The 16,121-nt window shown below is 60.3% G+C and carries 14 protein-coding genes and 2 pseudogenes; 6 read left to right on the forward strand and 10 right to left on the reverse strand.

From position 1 onward, the window contains the following. The 3 genes from M653_RS01000000134025 to M653_RS0130315 all read right to left on the reverse strand — a co-directional run. Positions 1-383: aldehyde dehydrogenase family protein (locus M653_RS01000000134025; protein ID WP_032936495.1), on the reverse strand; the 383-nt coding region annotated here is incomplete at its 3' end. Positions 384-405: 22 nt separating this feature from the next. Beyond that, on the reverse strand, positions 406-1,827 hold the full coding sequence (locus tag M653_RS0130310) for an FAD-binding oxidoreductase (RefSeq protein WP_027146667.1): 1,422 nt from the start codon (positions 1,825-1,827) through the stop codon (positions 406-408). After that, positions 1,824-3,221 carry a VOC family protein gene (locus M653_RS0130315; protein ID WP_027146668.1) on the reverse strand — a complete coding sequence of 466 codons (1,398 nt, stop codon included), beginning with the start codon at positions 3,219-3,221 and terminating at the stop codon, positions 1,824-1,826. The genes M653_RS0130310 and M653_RS0130315 overlap by 4 nt, the downstream gene beginning before the upstream one ends. Positions 3,222-3,328: 107 nt before the next feature. Here M653_RS0130315 and M653_RS0130320 point away from each other — a divergent pair, with 107 nt between their 5' ends. Next, positions 3,329-4,231 carry a LysR family transcriptional regulator gene (locus M653_RS0130320; protein WP_027146669.1) on the forward strand — a complete coding sequence of 301 codons (903 nt, stop codon included), beginning with the start codon at positions 3,329-3,331 and terminating at the stop codon, positions 4,229-4,231. 200 nt (positions 4,232-4,431) lie between these two features. Here M653_RS0130320 and M653_RS1000000136385 read toward each other — a convergent pair. From M653_RS1000000136385 to M653_RS1000000134840, 4 genes and pseudogenes are all read right to left on the reverse strand, one after another. Next, positions 4,432-4,745 (reverse strand): annotated as a pseudogene (locus tag M653_RS1000000136385) (P-type conjugative transfer ATPase TrbB); the annotation flags it as partial. A 213-nt stretch (positions 4,746-4,958) separates the two neighbouring features. After that, positions 4,959-5,402: a hypothetical protein gene (locus tag M653_RS0130330; protein ID WP_032936497.1), complete on the reverse strand. Its 444-nt coding sequence runs from the start codon at positions 5,400-5,402 to the stop codon at positions 4,959-4,961. A 5-nt stretch (positions 5,403-5,407) separates the two neighbouring features. After that, complete coding sequence (locus tag M653_RS0130335; protein WP_027146672.1) at positions 5,408-7,399, reverse strand: conjugal transfer protein TraG; 1,992 nt, start codon at positions 7,397-7,399, stop codon at positions 5,408-5,410. A 1,418-nt stretch (positions 7,400-8,817) separates the two neighbouring features. Beyond that, complete coding sequence (locus M653_RS1000000134840) at positions 8,818-9,972, reverse strand: serine hydrolase domain-containing protein (protein WP_245262407.1); 1,155 nt, start codon at positions 9,970-9,972, stop codon at positions 8,818-8,820. Between the two features lie 369 nt (positions 9,973-10,341). Here M653_RS1000000134840 and M653_RS1000000134845 point away from each other — a divergent pair, with 369 nt between their 5' ends. Both M653_RS1000000134845 and M653_RS1000000138175 read left to right on the forward strand, forming a co-directional pair. Then, positions 10,342-10,758, forward strand: a complete 417-nt coding sequence (locus M653_RS1000000134845; protein ID WP_280940127.1) for a chemotaxis protein CheB — start codon at positions 10,342-10,344, stop codon at positions 10,756-10,758. Continuing rightward, positions 10,737-10,964, forward strand: a complete 228-nt coding sequence (locus M653_RS1000000138175) for a chemotaxis protein CheB (RefSeq protein ID WP_280940128.1) — start codon at positions 10,737-10,739, stop codon at positions 10,962-10,964. Before M653_RS1000000134845 ends, M653_RS1000000138175 begins: the two co-directional genes overlap by 22 nt. A 527-nt stretch (positions 10,965-11,491) precedes the next feature. Here M653_RS1000000138175 and M653_RS1000000137150 read toward each other — a convergent pair. Next, positions 11,492-11,713, reverse strand: coding sequence for a hypothetical protein (locus M653_RS1000000137150; protein ID WP_027146674.1), 222 nt, complete (start codon positions 11,711-11,713; stop codon positions 11,492-11,494). Between the two features lie 1,136 nt (positions 11,714-12,849). Next, positions 12,850-13,095 (reverse strand): DUF982 domain-containing protein, encoded by a 246-nt coding sequence (locus M653_RS1000000136390; RefSeq protein WP_084637058.1) that lies wholly within the window; start codon positions 13,093-13,095, stop codon positions 12,850-12,852. Between the two features lie 564 nt (positions 13,096-13,659). Here M653_RS1000000136390 and M653_RS0130370 point away from each other — a divergent pair. From M653_RS0130370 to M653_RS1000000137995, 3 genes are all read left to right on the forward strand, one after another. Continuing rightward, positions 13,660-13,968, forward strand: coding sequence for a hypothetical protein (locus tag M653_RS0130370; RefSeq protein ID WP_027146676.1), 309 nt, complete (start codon positions 13,660-13,662; stop codon positions 13,966-13,968). A 297-nt stretch (positions 13,969-14,265) separates the two neighbouring features. After that, positions 14,266-14,685 carry a hypothetical protein gene (locus M653_RS1000000137990; RefSeq protein WP_245262408.1) on the forward strand — a complete coding sequence of 140 codons (420 nt, stop codon included), beginning with the start codon at positions 14,266-14,268 and terminating at the stop codon, positions 14,683-14,685. 44 nt (positions 14,686-14,729) lie between these two features. Then, positions 14,730-14,999 carry a helix-turn-helix domain-containing protein gene (locus tag M653_RS1000000137995; RefSeq protein WP_245262410.1) on the forward strand — a complete coding sequence of 90 codons (270 nt, stop codon included), beginning with the start codon at positions 14,730-14,732 and terminating at the stop codon, positions 14,997-14,999. A 795-nt stretch (positions 15,000-15,794) separates the two neighbouring features. Here M653_RS1000000137995 and trkD read toward each other — a convergent pair. Next, positions 15,795-16,121: pseudogene (gene trkD / locus M653_RS0130385) on the reverse strand (potassium transporter Kup); the annotation flags it as partial.

Below are 16,121 nucleotides of genomic sequence, written 5' to 3' on the forward strand. Positions count from 1 at the left end.
GACAGACCGACGGCGAAATCGCAGATGTCGATCATTTCCTGCACTTCACCGAGCCCTTCGGAGGGGATCTTGCCAACCTCGATCGACACCAGCCGGCCCAGCTCGGTCTTGTGNGCGCGCAGTTCTTCGCCCAGCAGCCGAACCAGTTCGCCNCGCTTGGGACCCGGCACCAGCCGCCAGGACTGGAATGCCTGGTGGGCGTCATCAATAGTCTTTGCCGCGTCGGCCGGCGAGATCGTCTTCAGCGCCGCGATCTGCTCACCCGTCACCGGGCTGCGCACGATCAGGTCGCCACCGACAAGCGCCTCCTTGGCCACGCCCAGTTTCGCCAGAAGCTCGGCCGTTTCGCTGACAAGCTGGGTGGGCTTAAGTGCGATATTCATGTTCAAGCTCCTGTTGTCATAACTAGCCGAAACGCACGGCACCAACCCGGCCCGGCGAGATCAGCCGTTTCAGTCCAGCGCCAAGGTTCCTGGTCTTCTGTGGAGTGTAGATGTCGTAATAGGTCTGGTTCTTGCGACCGATGCCGTGCTCGGCGCTGAAGCTGCCGCCGAACCGATCGATGGCCACAGAATAAACCCAGTCGCGCAGCCGGGTTTCGAAACCGTCGCTAACTAGACCAGACCGAGCTTCGTCGACGACCAGATTGAAATGCACACCGCCATCACCGACGTGGCCGAAATCGATGATTGCGACATCAGGGAACCGGCTGGGCAGTTCGCTCTTCATCCACTCGCAGAATGCCATCACATCGGCCCTGCGGAACGATAGATCGAACGCCACCAACCGCCCTGCGTGCTTGGCGCCTTCCGAGAGCGCATGCCGCATCGCCCACATCTCATTGGAGGGACCGACAAAAGCATTGGCAAGGGGAACGTCGGCCGCGTCCCAGATCTCCGCCAGCACCGTCTCCAGAACGGCATCAAGTGGCTGCTCGCCCGCACGCGGCTGCCAGCTGCGCGAGACTTCAGCCAGGATCACATAAGCGGGAATCGGCGCGTTACGGAACGGATTGCGCAGCGACGGAACATGGGCAAGTGCCGCGGACATTGCGTTGCCGGACATGCCTTCGAAAGCCGACAGATAGGATCCCAGCCGCTCTTCCATCATGCGCAGCAGAGGCGTTATGGCAGCACCATCCGACGGCACCAGGTAGGCGGTAGCGACCTGTCTCGGAACAGGTTCAAGGTTGAGCATGCATTCGGTAATGATGCCAAATGCGCCGCACGTGCCGACGAAAAGCTGCTTCCAGTCGACGCCGGTGTTGTTCTTGCGCAATCCGGACAGAAGGTCTAGCACGGTGCCGTTCTCATCCGCAAGGACGACCTTCAGGCCCAGCGTGTTCTTGCGCACGTCGCCATATCGCAGGAACCGCGATCCGCCTGTGTTGGTGGCCAACATTCCGCCAATGCGCGGATCGGCGCCGAGGTCGATCGGGAAGAACAGCCCGCTGTGTTCCAGCCGCGCGTTCATATCCGACAGCTTCATGCCGGCATCGACATGCACCGAGCGGTTGTCGACATCGAGGTCGAAGACAGCGGTCAGCCGGTCGAGGCTGAGCACCACCTGAGTTCCGCCGGCGTCGGGCGTCGAGCCGGAGACGAGGCCGGTGTTGCCCGATTGCGGCACGAGCGCAATCCGCTCCCGCACACAGTAGCCAACGCAGGTCGAGACCTCTGCCGTACTGGCCGGACGCAGCACCAGCGCGGCGCGGCCACGATCGTAGCGGGCGCCGATTTCGTAAGCGGCCATGGCCTGGCGGTCCTCGACAAGACCTTTCTCCCCGACAATATCTAGCAAGGCCGCCCTGTGCCGCGCATCGATCATTCTATTCCCACCGCCTTAAGCCCGCGCAGGCAATTCTCGATCGAGCGTTGTTCGATCGCGGCATAGTAAGCGAATTCATCCAGCACACTTGCCCCGAGAGCACTTTCGAACCGTTGCTGGTTGGGGCTGGCGGCGAACGCCTCGACCGCCTCGTCGCCGAGATTGGACTGAAAGATGCCGGCTGCGCTGACGGGAAGGAAATCTTCGTAGACGATCGGATCGAAACGAACGAATCCCTGGGCCAGAAGCAGGTCGAGATCCTCGGCGCAAGCCCCGTGGGCCTGGCGCCCAAGCGCGGTCAGCGAATAGGTGAAATAGCCAAGCCCAGAGGCGCGGATATCCGCCCAGGTGTCGGGAAACGAACGGAACTGTCGGGCGAGCGCCGCGCGATACTCGGCGACATTCGACCCATCCGCAGCGGGCGTTGCGATCTTGCGCGTCTCGTCGAGCAGCCTGTCATAGAGCGCCCTTCCCTTTGGCGTCAGCGCGATACCGCGCTGCTCGATCTCACCGAAGCGTGCAGTATGCGAGCCGGTCGTCCAGGTGCCTTCGTCAGATTTGAAAGACACCTGCTCATCGAGCGCCTTGAAAGACGTTTGCCGCAGCAGGATCGGGCACTGCCGTGTCGGCGGCCCTTCGACCACCGCCTTGGGTTCGATGCCTCTGGCCGGCATGCGCTCCTGCACCGCGTCGATGTCGAGCGTGCGCGGCGTAAGATGATTGATATGCGGTCCCTTGAAGGAAACCACGTCGGCGATCAGCCGGTGTTGACGATGAAGCCTTCGGTACAGGTCCGCACTCACGCAGGCCTGATCGTGCCAGCGAAATGTCTCGAGGATTTCCCCGACAAATCGATCGGCATCATGCCGGTCGAGGCCACTTTGGCTTTCGGCTTTTTCGGTCAATTGCACCGCGCCTTCGCTGAAAATTCGGCGGGCGGCAAGCACGCGTTCAGCTTCCGCCCGCAAGGCCGCATCGCCGATCAGATCGAGGCGAAGCAGCGATGTGAAGACGCGAAACGGATTGCGGCTGAGCGCCTCGGCATCGAGCGGCCGGAACGCTGTGGCATGGACCGGCACACCGGCCGTGCTGAGATCGTAATAGCCGACCGGATGCATGCCCATGACAGCGAATACCCGCCGCATCATCGACAGTTCTTCCGATGTGCCAAGGCGGATCGCCCCATGCCGCTCCTCGGAAATACGGTCGAGCGAATCCGTGTCCTCCAGGCTGCCTTTCAACCGCGGATCATTGGCCAGCACCTGCGCGTTCGCTTCGGCGACCAGTTCCATGAGCGTGCCGTATGCCGGAACCTCGGCCTTGTACATTGCCGACATTGCCGACGAGAAGCTTGCTCGAATCTCGTCGGAAGAAACAAAACCAGCGCCTTGCACGCGTGCGCTCCCTTCAAGAAAAGTGAACATCATTCCGGAAAGGAGTGATATATCCTTTCCAACGCTACCGATCTCAATAAATTTGACTGGGTTGATGCGAGATACGCATGATATTGAGCCGAAAACTGATACCGGACCTGATCGCGATCCAGGCATTCGAATGCGCGGCAAGACACGCAAGCTTTACGCGCGCCGGTCGGGAACTGAACCTAACGCAAAGCGCCGTCAGCCGTCAGGTCAAGGAATTGGAGCAGTTTCTGGGGACCCTGCTGTTCGAGCGAATCCGCCAGCGCGTGGTACTCTCCGAAGACGGACGACGCTTCCTGCCGGAAGCATGCAAGCTGCTGCAGCTGACCGAAGAGACGATGTTGCGCGCAATGTCGTCCGCCGACGCCAGATCGAGCCTGAGTATCGCCACCTTGCCAACCTTCGGTAGCCGCTGGCTCAGTCCACGATTGCCGGATTTCCTGCGCCAGCATCCCGGAGTCATACTCAATGTCGGTTCGCGCTCGGCGCCATTCGACTTCGCGGAACAAAATTTCGAACTCGCCATTCACTATGGGCAGCCAGTGTGGGCACACGCCACGTGCACCTATCTCTGCAGTGAGTCGATCCTACCCGTGGCTGGAGGCGCGCTGTTAGCGGGCGGCCCCAAGCTTACCCCGTCCGATCTCCTCGGCCAACCCTTGCTGCATCTGGCCACGCGCCCGAGGCTCTGGTCGCAGTGGCTGGAGTTGGCCGGATTGCCTGACGAAACCACCTTCAAGGGGCACCGCTTCGACCAATTCTCAATGATCATAGAAGCGGCTGTTGCCGGCATGGGCTATGCGCTGCTTCCACGCTACCTAATCGAGCGAGAGTTGGAGTCCGGTGAGCTCGGGGTGGTTATTGATCAGCCGATGGAAACCGAAAATAGCTATTTTACCGTGCTGCCGGAAGCGAGCACACCCTCTCCCGCAGGCCAGCATTTTGTCGTTTGGCTGGAGAGTCAGATCGCGCGCAGCAGCTGACGCTAGCATGCCCAACGCATGTAACAAGATAGTATCGTATCGAAACGCGTTGAGAGGCTTTCGACCTGACCTTGCGCTTTGCCGTTTTGCGCACGGCATTCCGCGACAGGCTCGGTCCTACGGCTACTTCCACGGATCGACAAATGCTTGCGAAACGAGCCGCAGCACATCGGCCTGGGCTTCGGTGCGATAACGGTGGCGTAATGTGCGAGCGTGAACACGGCGACGGCCGGCTTGCCGATAGCGTAGTTGGGCGCTGAAACGACCGGCGGCAGCCCTCCGGCAGTTCGGCCGAGACACGCGGCGACCCGGAATGCACCTCGGCGCCCACGTGATGAGCGACCAGGCGGACGATCCGCTCGCCGTCTGCGGGGTTCAAATGTTTGCCAGTTTCGCAGAGCCCTTCCTTCAGCCGGTCGACCCACAGCCGACCGTCGGGGTTGAGCATCAGCTCAACGATCGAGGGATCGTCAAGAAAACCGGCTACTGCCGGGCCGAGTGCTGTGCGCAGCATGCGCGCCCCGCGCGCCGCTGCTTCCCTGCCGACATGATGATGGTCTGCCACGATGATCCCCATTTCTCGGGCGATTTTGGTTCGAACCGCTGACGGGGATGATTAGAAGAAGCAGGAATGTGTGCCTTGCAAAAGCAAAACGGGCAGTAGCGCCACGGCGCGCAGAGACTTGCAAAATGCGGTGCAGACGAGCTGGCCGACCGCGTTGGCGCCCTATCCCGGATGCGACTCAGGCGTGTCCGTCGGTGCTGGAGGCACAATGTCCTCGGCAATTTCTTGGCTGAGCTTTGGCCCCTTGGTCAACCTGCGCCCGAGCGCATCGACGAAGGCGTCATAGCGCTGCTTTCCTTTCGCGCGCGCCTCAGGCTGAGCGGCGTCAGGTAAGGCCGGAGTTGAGGTGAGCCAGAAGCGCACGAACAACGCCAGCGTCTCGATCGAGATACCGAGATCGCGTTCAACGCGCTGAACGCGCCGGTCGATCTGGTCAAGCCGCCTTGTGATTGCCGCCTCTTTACGCTCCTCAGCATCCGGAGACAGAAAAGAAGCGATAGCTGCCTCGGCGATCAGCGACAGGGACACATCCCTCTTGGCGGCGTAGTCGGCAAGCGCATTCATGATCTCCGGTTCCAGATAGGCTGAGAGACGACGCTTCTTCATGGAAGTCAAAGTTCAATCCCGTCTTCGGGATCGAGTGCGGCCTGTCGCGCGGTGCGCCGCATCGTCTGATCTAGCGAACGCCGGCGGGCGGCCTCATCATCCGTTTCGTCGCGATCAAGGTCGAATTCATCACTGCGCGCCAGCGTGGGCTCCGGCGCGACATCCTCATGCTCGGGCAATTCGGGCTGGCGGCGGATACCGCCGTTGTCAGGGTCAGTGTCCTGCCCAGAACAGGGCGCGCGCGTTACCTGCTCCGACGGCACCCCGGTAATCGACAATACCGTCCAGTCATCAGGGCGCGAGACTCCGTCGGTGGTCGCGGGCTTGGGCGGAGGCAGGACGCGCTCGGCAAGCCGCCGATCTGCGAAATAGCGCGCCTTTTTCGCCCGGATCGGGGGCAGTCCGGAGGCCATCACAATGGCATCGGTTGGTGGCAACTGCATGATCTCGCCTGGCGTCATCAGCGCGCGGGCGGTCTCCTGTCGCGAGACCATGAGATGCCCAAGCCAAGGTGACAGACGATGCCCAGCATAGTTCTTCATCGCCCGCATTTCGGTTGCCGTTCCGAGAGAGTCGGATACGCGCTTGGCGGTCCGTTCATCGTTGGTCGCGAAACTCACACGCACATGGCAGTTGTCGAGGATGGAATTGTTCGGCCCGTAGGCTTTTTCGATCTGATTGAGCGACTGGGAAATGAGGAACGACTTCATGCCATAACCGGCCATGAAGGCGAGGGCCGACTCGAAGAAATCAAGCCGGCCAAGCGCCGGAAATTCGTCGAGCATCAGAAGCAAGCGATGCCGGCGGTCCTTAGCATGCAGATCTTCCGTCAGCCTGCGGCCGATCTGATTGAGGATAAGCCGGACAAGCGGCTTGGTGCGGCTAATGTCCGATGGGGGTACGACCAGATAGAGCGTCGTGGGTTGCGCGGTCTCAACCAGATCGGCAATGCGCCAATCGCAACGAGACGTCACCTGGGCCACAACCGGATCGCGGTAAAGCCCCAGGAAACTCATCGCGGTCGACAGCACGCCAGAGCGCTCATTTTCGGACTTGTTGAGCAATTCACGTGCTGCCGATGCCACGACGGGGTGCGGACCAGCATCGCCGAGGTGCTTGGTCAGCATCATGGTTCGCAACGTGGTCTCGATCGGCCGCTGCGGATCGGAGAGGAACTTGGCAACACCAGCGAGCGTCTTGTCCTTTTCGGCGTAGAGGACATGCAGGATCGCGCCGACGAGCAGCGCGTGGCTGGTCTTTTCCCAATGATTCCTGCGGTCCAGCGACCCCTCTGGGTCGACCAGCACGTCAGCGACGTTCTGGACGTCGCGGACCTCCCACGCACCACGCCGGACTTCCACCAGCGGGTTGTAAGCGGTTGACGCGGCATTGGTTGGGTCGAACAGCAGCACACGGCCGAAACGTGCCCGCCAGCCAGCGGTTAGTTCCCAATTTTCACCTTTGATGTCGTGAACGATTGCGCTTCCGGGCCAAGTCAATAGGGATGGCACGACGAGCCCGACGCCCTTGCCACTTCGGGTCGGCGCGAAGCACAAGACATGTTCCGGACCGTCGTGGCGAAGGTAGTCGCAATCCAGCTTGCCGAGAACCACGCCGTTGGCGCCGAGCAAGCCTGCGGCTTCGATCTCCTTTCGCATAGCCCAGCGCGCCGAGCCGTAGGTTGCCACGTACTTGGCCTCCCGCGCTCGCCATAGTGACATGCCAATAGCGACAACAATGGCGATGAAACTGCCGCTGGCCGCAATCATCGCGCCTTCAACGAAGACCGTAGGTGCGTAGGCGTCGTAGAAAAACCACCACCAGAAAAATGCTGGTGGCGGATAGATTGGTTGACCGACGAGCTCGAACCAGGGCGACCCTAGTTGCTCTTGGTACCCCAGTCGCCAAGCCGTCCATTGCGTTGCGCCCCAGGTGGTCGTAAGTACGATGGTCAAAACAGCGACGATCTGACCCCACAATATTTTTGTTGCCGGCATCATTATTCCCGCTTCAATTCGGGAGCGAATAAACAATGCACGAACAAAGGCTGTGCAACAAGAAAGGATTCATCGCGGCAGTCTATGGAAACAAGACCTAAAAAGACTTGCGATCTGCGCTGGGGAGTTGTTCTGGAACGAGAGCTGCCGAAGGGCGCCGAAAGGCGTGATTTGCCCTTCCGGCTCACAAGGTGCAAGGTCGCTCCGCGCTGGCCACACTGAGCCGGTGTATGGCTCAGCATGCGAAATCCTGTGTCAGTCGATGAGCAGGCGCGCTATACCGCGCGCCATTCGGCTGCCGGGCGCTCAAGGCGGCGTTGAGACTGACCGGCAAACGCCAATGGGCCCTGAGCTATGTCCGGTGAGGCTGTTTCAGTCGCTCCACGGTCCCGGCGGTAGAATGTGCCGGCCGAACCTGAACGGTGCTCTCCAGGACGCACCGGACAACGCGCCACGCAGTGCAAGAGCGAGAATAAATGGCTGAGCGTGATTTTTCCTCGCTGATACACTTTCGGCCGCGATTTAGCCTCGCCAAAAAGTTGGGAAGGTTATTTCATCTCGCTGGCGCAAACCCGCAAATCACCTATCCTTCGGGCCATGTCATTTGACCGAAGGAAAAAGCGATGACCGAGAAACGTGGCCGTGGCCGTCCCAAGGACAGCGGCAAGGAAGACGGGCCATTCTTGGCCGACATGGCTGACCTCATGATCCGGACGCCGATCAGGCGAGTTATGGCCGCTCGCAGCGATTGGGAGGCCGCGAGCCCGGAGGCTATGCGTAACCGATTGCAGGAAAAGTGGAAGGTAGTGGGTGAGGCGGAGCTTGCAGCCGCACATAAGAGGGCGGCGGCGCGAACCGCCACGCCGAGGTCAAGCCATCTGAACTATGTAGGGATACCGGACGGGCATCTTGGTGCCTTCAGCCTTTTGGCCTCGCCGGCCTTTGACCAAGCCGTTGCAAGCTCGAAGGGCCTTAGATGCCGTCCGGGGAGACATCGGAAAATACGGCGCGGTGTGGCAGGCCATGCAGGGGGACCTTGCAAAATACGGAGCCCGTTTTGACGCCGTGAGGGACCACGCGGCTGCTACGTTTCGTCAGTTCGAGGACGCCAGACGCCGAGCCATTGCACCCTGCCAAGGAATTTTAGACGACATCGCCTCACTTCAGAAGCAAACCGAAGCGCAGCTCGCGGCGGTCCGTGGCCCCTTCGCCGAACTCCACAAGTCCTTTGCCCAGTACACATCTGGCGCTTCGGTCAACTCGCTGGCTGTCCGCGCCGCCCTGGACCTAGCCTAAAGTGACGGACCCCCGGCCGATATTGCCGGGGGCCTGCCGTGTTCCTACCGCTGCGCCTCTCGCAACTCACACCGGCGTCACATTAGCTGGTGCTTTACGAAGCCGCCGGCCGCGCAGTGTGTTCAGGCCCCTGTCAAAGCACCATGGACGAGTGCGCGCAGCTCTTTGCGCACCGGAATGGCACTCGAAGGCAGCAGCTGCGTGAAGAGAATGACAACCAAGTCGTCGACCGGGCTCACCCAGAAGAAAGTGCCTGCCGCCCCGCCCCAGCCATAGTCTCCCACCTGCGCCGAAATTTGTGCCTTGGCCGGATCGAGGACGACGGAGCCCAACAAACCGAAACCGACGCCATCAAATTGGGTCTCAGCCCAAACCTCGGTTGCCAACGAGGCAAGGTCGCCCGGCAGGTGATTGCACGCCGCCAATCTCAAAGTGCGGAGACTAAGGATGCGTTCGCCGTTGAGTTCACCTCCAGCACGTAGCATTTCGGCGAACCGCCAGTAGTCATCGATGGTTCCGACTAGTCCGCCTCCGCCGCAGAACGTATCAACCTTGCCTTGACGCCACGCCGAGACCTCCGGCGCTTCGTGCAACGCCATACCTTCAGCCGTAGCCACATAGAGCGGGGGGAAACGGCTGATCCCGGACTTCGGGACAGAGAAGCCGGTATCGGTCATGCCGAGGGGCTCGAATATCCGCGTCGCGAAGTATTTGTCGAGCGTCATTCCGGAAACGACTTCCACGATGCGGCCGATGACATCGGAACCGGTGCTGTATTGCCATCTCGTGCCCGGCTCCCATTCAAGTGGCAGCTCGGCAATCCTGCGCACCATCTTGTCGAGCCCACCGTAGCCCAAGGCGAGGCCGAGCGTTTCTCTGGCATAAGCCTCACCGAGCAATCCGGGGTTCGTAAAAAGGCTTAGGCCAGCTGTGTGGGTCAGCAGATGGTGGATCGTCATCTTCGTTTCGACGGGCACCGTTTGGTCGAGCGACGATGCGCCGGCTATCAGAAGTTGCCTATCTTTGAATTCCGGCAGGTAAGCTTCGACCGGATCATCGAGATGAATTCGCGCCTCTTCGTACAACATCATCAGCGCGACGGCGGTGACAGGCTTGGTCATCGAGTAAATACGGGCGATGAGGTCGCGCCGCCAAGGGCGCTTGGCCTCCACGTCGGCGTGCCCGGCGCAGTCGAAAAATGCGAGCTTCCGTGACGCGCGATGAGCACGGCACCGCCCGGCCAGCGCCCGGTGTCGGCATAACGATGCATCCACCATTTCAGTCGCTCAAGCCGCGCCTTGTCGAAGCCGAGGTCCGTAGGATCAAGAACTGGTTCGCTACCAAATTGCCTCATCGGGCAAATGCGCTCCCCCGCATATCGCCAACAAGTTCCTACATACGTGACCGCTAATATAAATAAAATGGACGAGTGGGGCTATTCCTCCCTAAATTCCCTCAAGGATAGCATGCCGTAGCTTCTCCTCCCCTTAAGGAACTTGACCCGCCCCACCAATCCCGGCTTCAGCCATTCGGCCTTCTCCTTTGCCAGTCCCGCCGGTGGTGGAGCCCGGCCTTGAACCAGTGGAGCGACAGGTGGCACCTGCGTTCGCCTCGCGAAGCCGACGCAAACCTGTTAACTCTATCAGATGGACATTCTCCGCGTTAAACCGGAAGGCGGGCCTTTCTTTGTGGCCATAGGCGCCTCCGGTTCGGATGGCCTCAGCGACATCAAAGACCTCCTTAGCGAGTTGCCCGAGGACCTACAGGCCATCGTGCTTGTGGTCCTGCATAGGCCCAGCGATAGGGTAAGTCACCTGAGGGAGATTTTGGGTAAGTGGTCAAACTTGCCTGTGCTGATAGCTGATGAACATGACGTCTTCCACGTCGGAAATTGCTACATCGGCCAACCTGACGCGCACCTCTCGCTAGCCGCCAGAAGCAACGTGGAACTCGTTGAGGGCACTGGTCACATACATCGGGACAGACCATTGACATTCTCTTCAATTCTGTTGCCGTTCACGCCAAGACTTGTGCAATCGGGATTGTGTTGTCGGGCTCGCTGAGTGATGGCTCGCGCGGACTTGCCGCAATAGGCCATGCTGGCGGTGCAACAATGGTTCTCACCGAGGCCGGCGAGATTAAAGCCGGGATGCCTATGAACGCCGCCATGTATGACGGGCCGCTCGACTTCGCCGGTTCTGCCGATCAGATCGCCCGGGAGGTCGTGCGAAGGGTGCAGAGGGCTGAGCCCCAGCCATCACTCGTCTAGATCGAAGGCAAGGGACAAACTTCATTGAAGCGATTGGGATTGCCATCTCAATAAGCTCGCAGTCCGTCTCCGTCACGTGCGGACCCTTCTGACGCACGAGGCTTTTGCAGAGACGATGGAACTGAGCTCGCTTAGGTCTGTCATTGATCCTTACAGGGAACGCTGGGGAGAACCAATAGAGCCTCATCGGGCTCTCGGCCAAGCCTTCCTGCGACGTCATCATCTGAATTGAGGAGAGCGACGACCTCGGCGGCATAATCACTGTCGAGCAGGTCGACATATGGATGGCCCTCAATCTTAGCCGGCAGGCCGGTGAACACGTCAAACACCGTCCAGGTGCCGTCGATTTCGTGCCTGAGGCAGTACCTACGAGATTCCATATGGCTATTTATAGCACTCTAATATGGCCGGGAATATTGCAATCAGGAGGGCCACTGGCGGCCCTCATGATGCACCCTCGACGTTGTAGCCAGGGCCGTCCTGCTGCAGACCGGAGAGGCAAACCGATGGAGAGGGATGACCGCACTCTACTCGTGGAGGTCGACCAGGAACACCTGATCCATCGTTGCGACACTGATCATCAATTCGATCAGCTCACAGTCCGTCTGGGTTAGCTGAGGACCCTCGGTACGAACAGCTTCGAGGGTCGCCTTGACGGAGACCACGCTGCCCACCGTGGCGCCCTTCAACACTGCACAGATGATGTCCCTGGCGGTGTGTGACGGTCGACGGGATGTCTGAGCATCCATTATCGCCTCCTACCCCAAGCGTTTCGTGCGCTGCTTTTTTAAATAATCAAGAGCTGGAATCGTACCAAGCCGGGGGTCGCAAGATTTCGTAAAAATTTCTTTGCGAGTGATCGGATACGCACGCCGCGAAGTCCCCTTGGCTCTCGTTTGTCACCACGGCTAGCTAGGACCCGCACCATGGGCGTGGCGTCGGCGGGCAGGTTGTCGCAGCGCAGACGAACGGCACCGCCAGCCCCTCGGAAATTAGCACGTCACCAACGTCCTGGCCGTTGGCAAACAGCGAGCCGCAGCTTCGCCCGTAGTTGCACTTGTCGGTGCCCTCGGTCCCCGCCGGACAGGAACAGGGGACCATTCTCAATTCGAGCTTCGCAGAAGCGACCAGCTCTGTTAGTCGCGCCTTCGCTCGACGTCCAAGTGCTGCCTCAACCCCACATCTTGGCTCGATACTCTCGGGAGCGTTGAAGCCGACCAGCCGGGTTCCCTTTGCAGTGCCATTGAGCCGTATGGTGTCTCCGTCCGTTATGCTGAACTGTGTTCTGGTGAGCGGCGTCCTGTCTCCCGTGCCTGATCTCGCCAAGGACGGCATGCTTGGCCAAGTCACGTGCCCGCCCTTGACCACGTAGGAATAGATCAAGGAACCAGCGACCACTGCCAGCGCAATCCCAAAGGTCCTGACAAACCTGGCCGCCAAGTACCGGGCCTCACGAGCAAGCGGGCTTCGCCAGCGGTGGGATTGCCGGCGTGGCGACGATAGGGGCTTAGTCGCGCGCGGCTGCGATGGTGCGTTGGTACTTGGCGGTGCGGGGCCGATGGTCTCGTAGAGCTTAGACCATTGCTTCGCGCTCAGACGCATGCGTGGGCCGTACTTCACCAGCCGGTCACGCATGTCGAGGAGGAATTGACGTTGCCATTGGCTCAGGTGGCCACGAACAAGCGCAGCCTCGATACGGGACTTCAGATCGTCGTCAGGCCCCATCAGGATAGCCCCACTCCTCCTCACAATATCGGGCAGCCGCTTATGTGTGAATAGGTGAGGCGCAGAACCCCTTCCAATATGGCACCTGATAGCCTTCCTCAGGCCCCCCTGGAGCTCTCCCCAGAGTGTGGCCGATGTGGCCAGGTTTGCATGGGACACCCTAGTCAGTCGATATGAGGACCCCCTGCTCCTTGGCAGCCAGCCGGAAGCACCTTCGGACCTCCTGAGGTGTCGCCTGACCAGCCAGTGAGGCCATGCAGACGCGCACCGCTCGGCTCCAGTGAGGGCCGCGCTTGGTCCACTTCATCAGTTCTTCACATGCAGCCTCGATGTTGCTGACGTGGAGCCTGAGGCCGGCTTCGGTGGTCGTTACGACGACCGGTGGGTTGAACCAATGGAGGGAGATGGCGGCTTCCTTTTGGTTGCGAGTTCATTTGCGACCTCAGCCCTGTCAAGGTCATCCAGCCTGGCCGGCCAGGGGTCAGGCAGGGTTAGCTCCACACCCAGACCCAGGACCGCCGGGAGCTGTGTCCGAAACGCCCTCGACCGGATGAGCAGCAACCATGCTCGATGCTCTGCTGAAACCATGAAGCGGTCCTGATCTCACCACCGGGCCTAACTTAAGCTCGACCTGAGGGTTCCGCCTGAAGCGGTCGGAATGTCTGGTAGAAATTTCCGAGCGGATGATCGAACTGGCACGCGCGGAGTCTCCCCGTAGCCCCTCGGGCCCGGCCGCTGCGGCCCGTGCACAGACACCAACCTGTGTCATACAACGGGCATTGCGATTAGACAGAGGTGGAGCCGCTTAGCTGCGTGACTACCCCAGGCTGACAGAGCCAAACAAGACGCCCTATCGGCCGAGGCGACGGAGCGGGCTAAGCAGGAAGAGATTGACCCACTCGACAGGCCCGGTGCAGCAGGAACATTAGCAATCTCTTGACGACTCCCGTCGCCGCGCCAGACTCCTGGAATGGCGAAGGGCATCACCATTGGCGATGAGGTCGCAATTACCGCAACCGCTCGGCGGCGGGTGACAGAGGACCGCGTGAGCGTTTCCATACCCTCCTACGGCCAGCCGCATTCGGTCGTTGACACCACGTCGAATCTCCAGAAAGGCCAGCACATCGATCTGATCGGCAACGTTACCCACCTACTCGACAAAAATCGCGTGACGGTGAACCTGGGCGTTCCCGTGACTGTAGATGCCGCTGTCGTCAGGCTGGTGAACGCCTACAAGCCGCCTACGAGAAAGAGGCCACTGGCAGACAAGCCGACATGAGACGCCGCACAAGCGCCTGGCGACCTTCGGTTGACAGACCCAGTTAGGAGATAATGCGTATGCGTGCTATATGGGCGATGAAATTTTTTCCGATGGCCGGGTAGCTGGCCATGGCTCCAGACTTTCCCGATTCCGTCAACGACATTGAGGTGGCGAGGCGCTACGCGTCAGCCTTGCGAACCACAGGGCGCGAATTGCGCCGCCGCCATGCGCGCTCGATGCGGGGCACTGCAGGCTTGCGGAGCATTCACTTCACTGTCCATGGCCGCCAATCCGATCCGTAATTGGAGAAGAGCTATGCCCCAATCCACATTTCGCAATCATATTCTGAAGGCGCTGGCGTCTGCAGACTTCGCGCTGGTGCGGCCTTCATTGCATAGTGTTATCCTCGGCCTGAAGACGCAGTTGGTGGCGGCCAATGTGCCCATCGAATACGTCTATTTCCCGGAGACAGGTGTTGCTTCTGTGGTCGCGGCGATGTCGCGCGAGCGGCAAAGCGAGGTCGGCGTCATCGGGCGTGAGGGCATGACTGGCTTGGCACTCGTGCTCGGTCAAGACAAGTCTCCGGACCAAGCCTATATTCAGATAGCAGGCAGTGGATGGTGCCTATCAGCACCGATGCTCAGCGCCGCAATGGCTGAAAGTCCGACCTTTCGCGATACCCTGTTGAGATATGCCTTCACCTCATCCTCCAGTCGTCCCGAACATCACTCGTGAATTGCCACTCGAAGCTCGAAGAACGCTTGGCACGTTGGCTGCTGATGGTTCATGACCGTGTCGATTCCACCAGGATAGAACTGACCCACGAGTTTTTGGCTGTCATGCTTGGGACCAGGCGTCCTGGCGTGACCACGGCCGTGCAAATGCTGGAATACCGAGGTGTCATAGGCGCCAAGCGTGGCGCGCTTGAGATCCGAGATCGCGCCGGATTGATCGCTGTGACGAACGGCGCTTATGGCGAGGAAGAGCAGCGTCCTTTCCGTCAACTCGCCGCCTCCCCGGAACCCGGGGCCGTAAGCCGGGCCAGCTGAGCTCGCCCATCCCACACAAATGGCCGCCTCACTGGCGGGGGCAGCCCGGCCAGGTTTTGGGGGGACCTGACCAGCAGCACGGGGGCTGCCGCCTTTCGAACCTGTCGACGAATATCAGGTTCGTTACGAAAAAATGCCCGCTGCCGGAGACAGCGGGCCAGGCCAACAGTCGTGGGAACTCGCACCGCAATGGGAGAACAGTGCAACCGCCGAAGGCTTTAGACGCAACAATGTTCCATTGGGGATCGGATTCGGCCGTTCCGGGAGGCATGCTGCCGACGAGGCTCAAAGCCCTGCTGCCAGGCGGAACTTTTACTTGGGCGGGATGTTGCTGGCCTCATGACGAAGCTTACAGACCTTGGACCGCCCATCAAGGACAGGCCGCACGAGCCCTCCGACGAGGGTGACCATTTCTATAAGTGCAAGATCTGCGGACAGCCCGTGGACATGCATGATCTGCGTCAAGTGATGTGGCACGAGCAGGCGAGGCATGACCGGCGAAGCCCGAAGTCGTCAAACGCTCCTGAAACGCAAAAAGCCCGCCGGCCGGAGCAAGCGGGCTTAGAAACATCCGTTTCGGAATTACCAAAGAGATATTTGGCGCTGTTGCTAATATAGCGCCGCTGTTGCCTGGGCCACGGACGCCGCGCGCTGAGTTTCCTCGCTGGTGCTTACGTCAATGCCCCTCTGGCATCCCGCCTCGAATCAGAACTCGGGGTCGGACGAACTCATTTTATGAGTTGCAGCTAATGCAAGTGCCCGGCAAGGAGGTTGATCGGCGCATCCAGGCGAGAGCTAGACAAGCACCTGCGTGCCGATTTCAACGACGCGGCCGGTCGGGATCTGGAAATATTCCGTCGCGTCCGCCGCGGTGCGCGCCAAGCCGATGAACAGCCGGTCCTGCCATACCGGCATGCCGGAATTGGGCGAGGCCTTGAGCGAGCGCCGCGACAGGAAGAAGGACGTCGTCATGATGTCGAACTTCCAGCCCTGCTTGCGGCAGATCGCCAGNGCGCGNGGNATGTTGGGCTGTTCCATATAGCCGAAAGTCAGCGTCACCCGCATGAACAGCTCGTTGACCGTCTCCATCTTGACGCGCTCGCTGTCGGGCACCACCGGCTG

The organism is Mesorhizobium sp. WSM3626 (genome assembly GCF_000513935.1).
In the GTDB taxonomy this organism is placed as follows: domain Bacteria; phylum Pseudomonadota; class Alphaproteobacteria; order Rhizobiales; family Rhizobiaceae; genus Mesorhizobium; species Mesorhizobium salmacidum.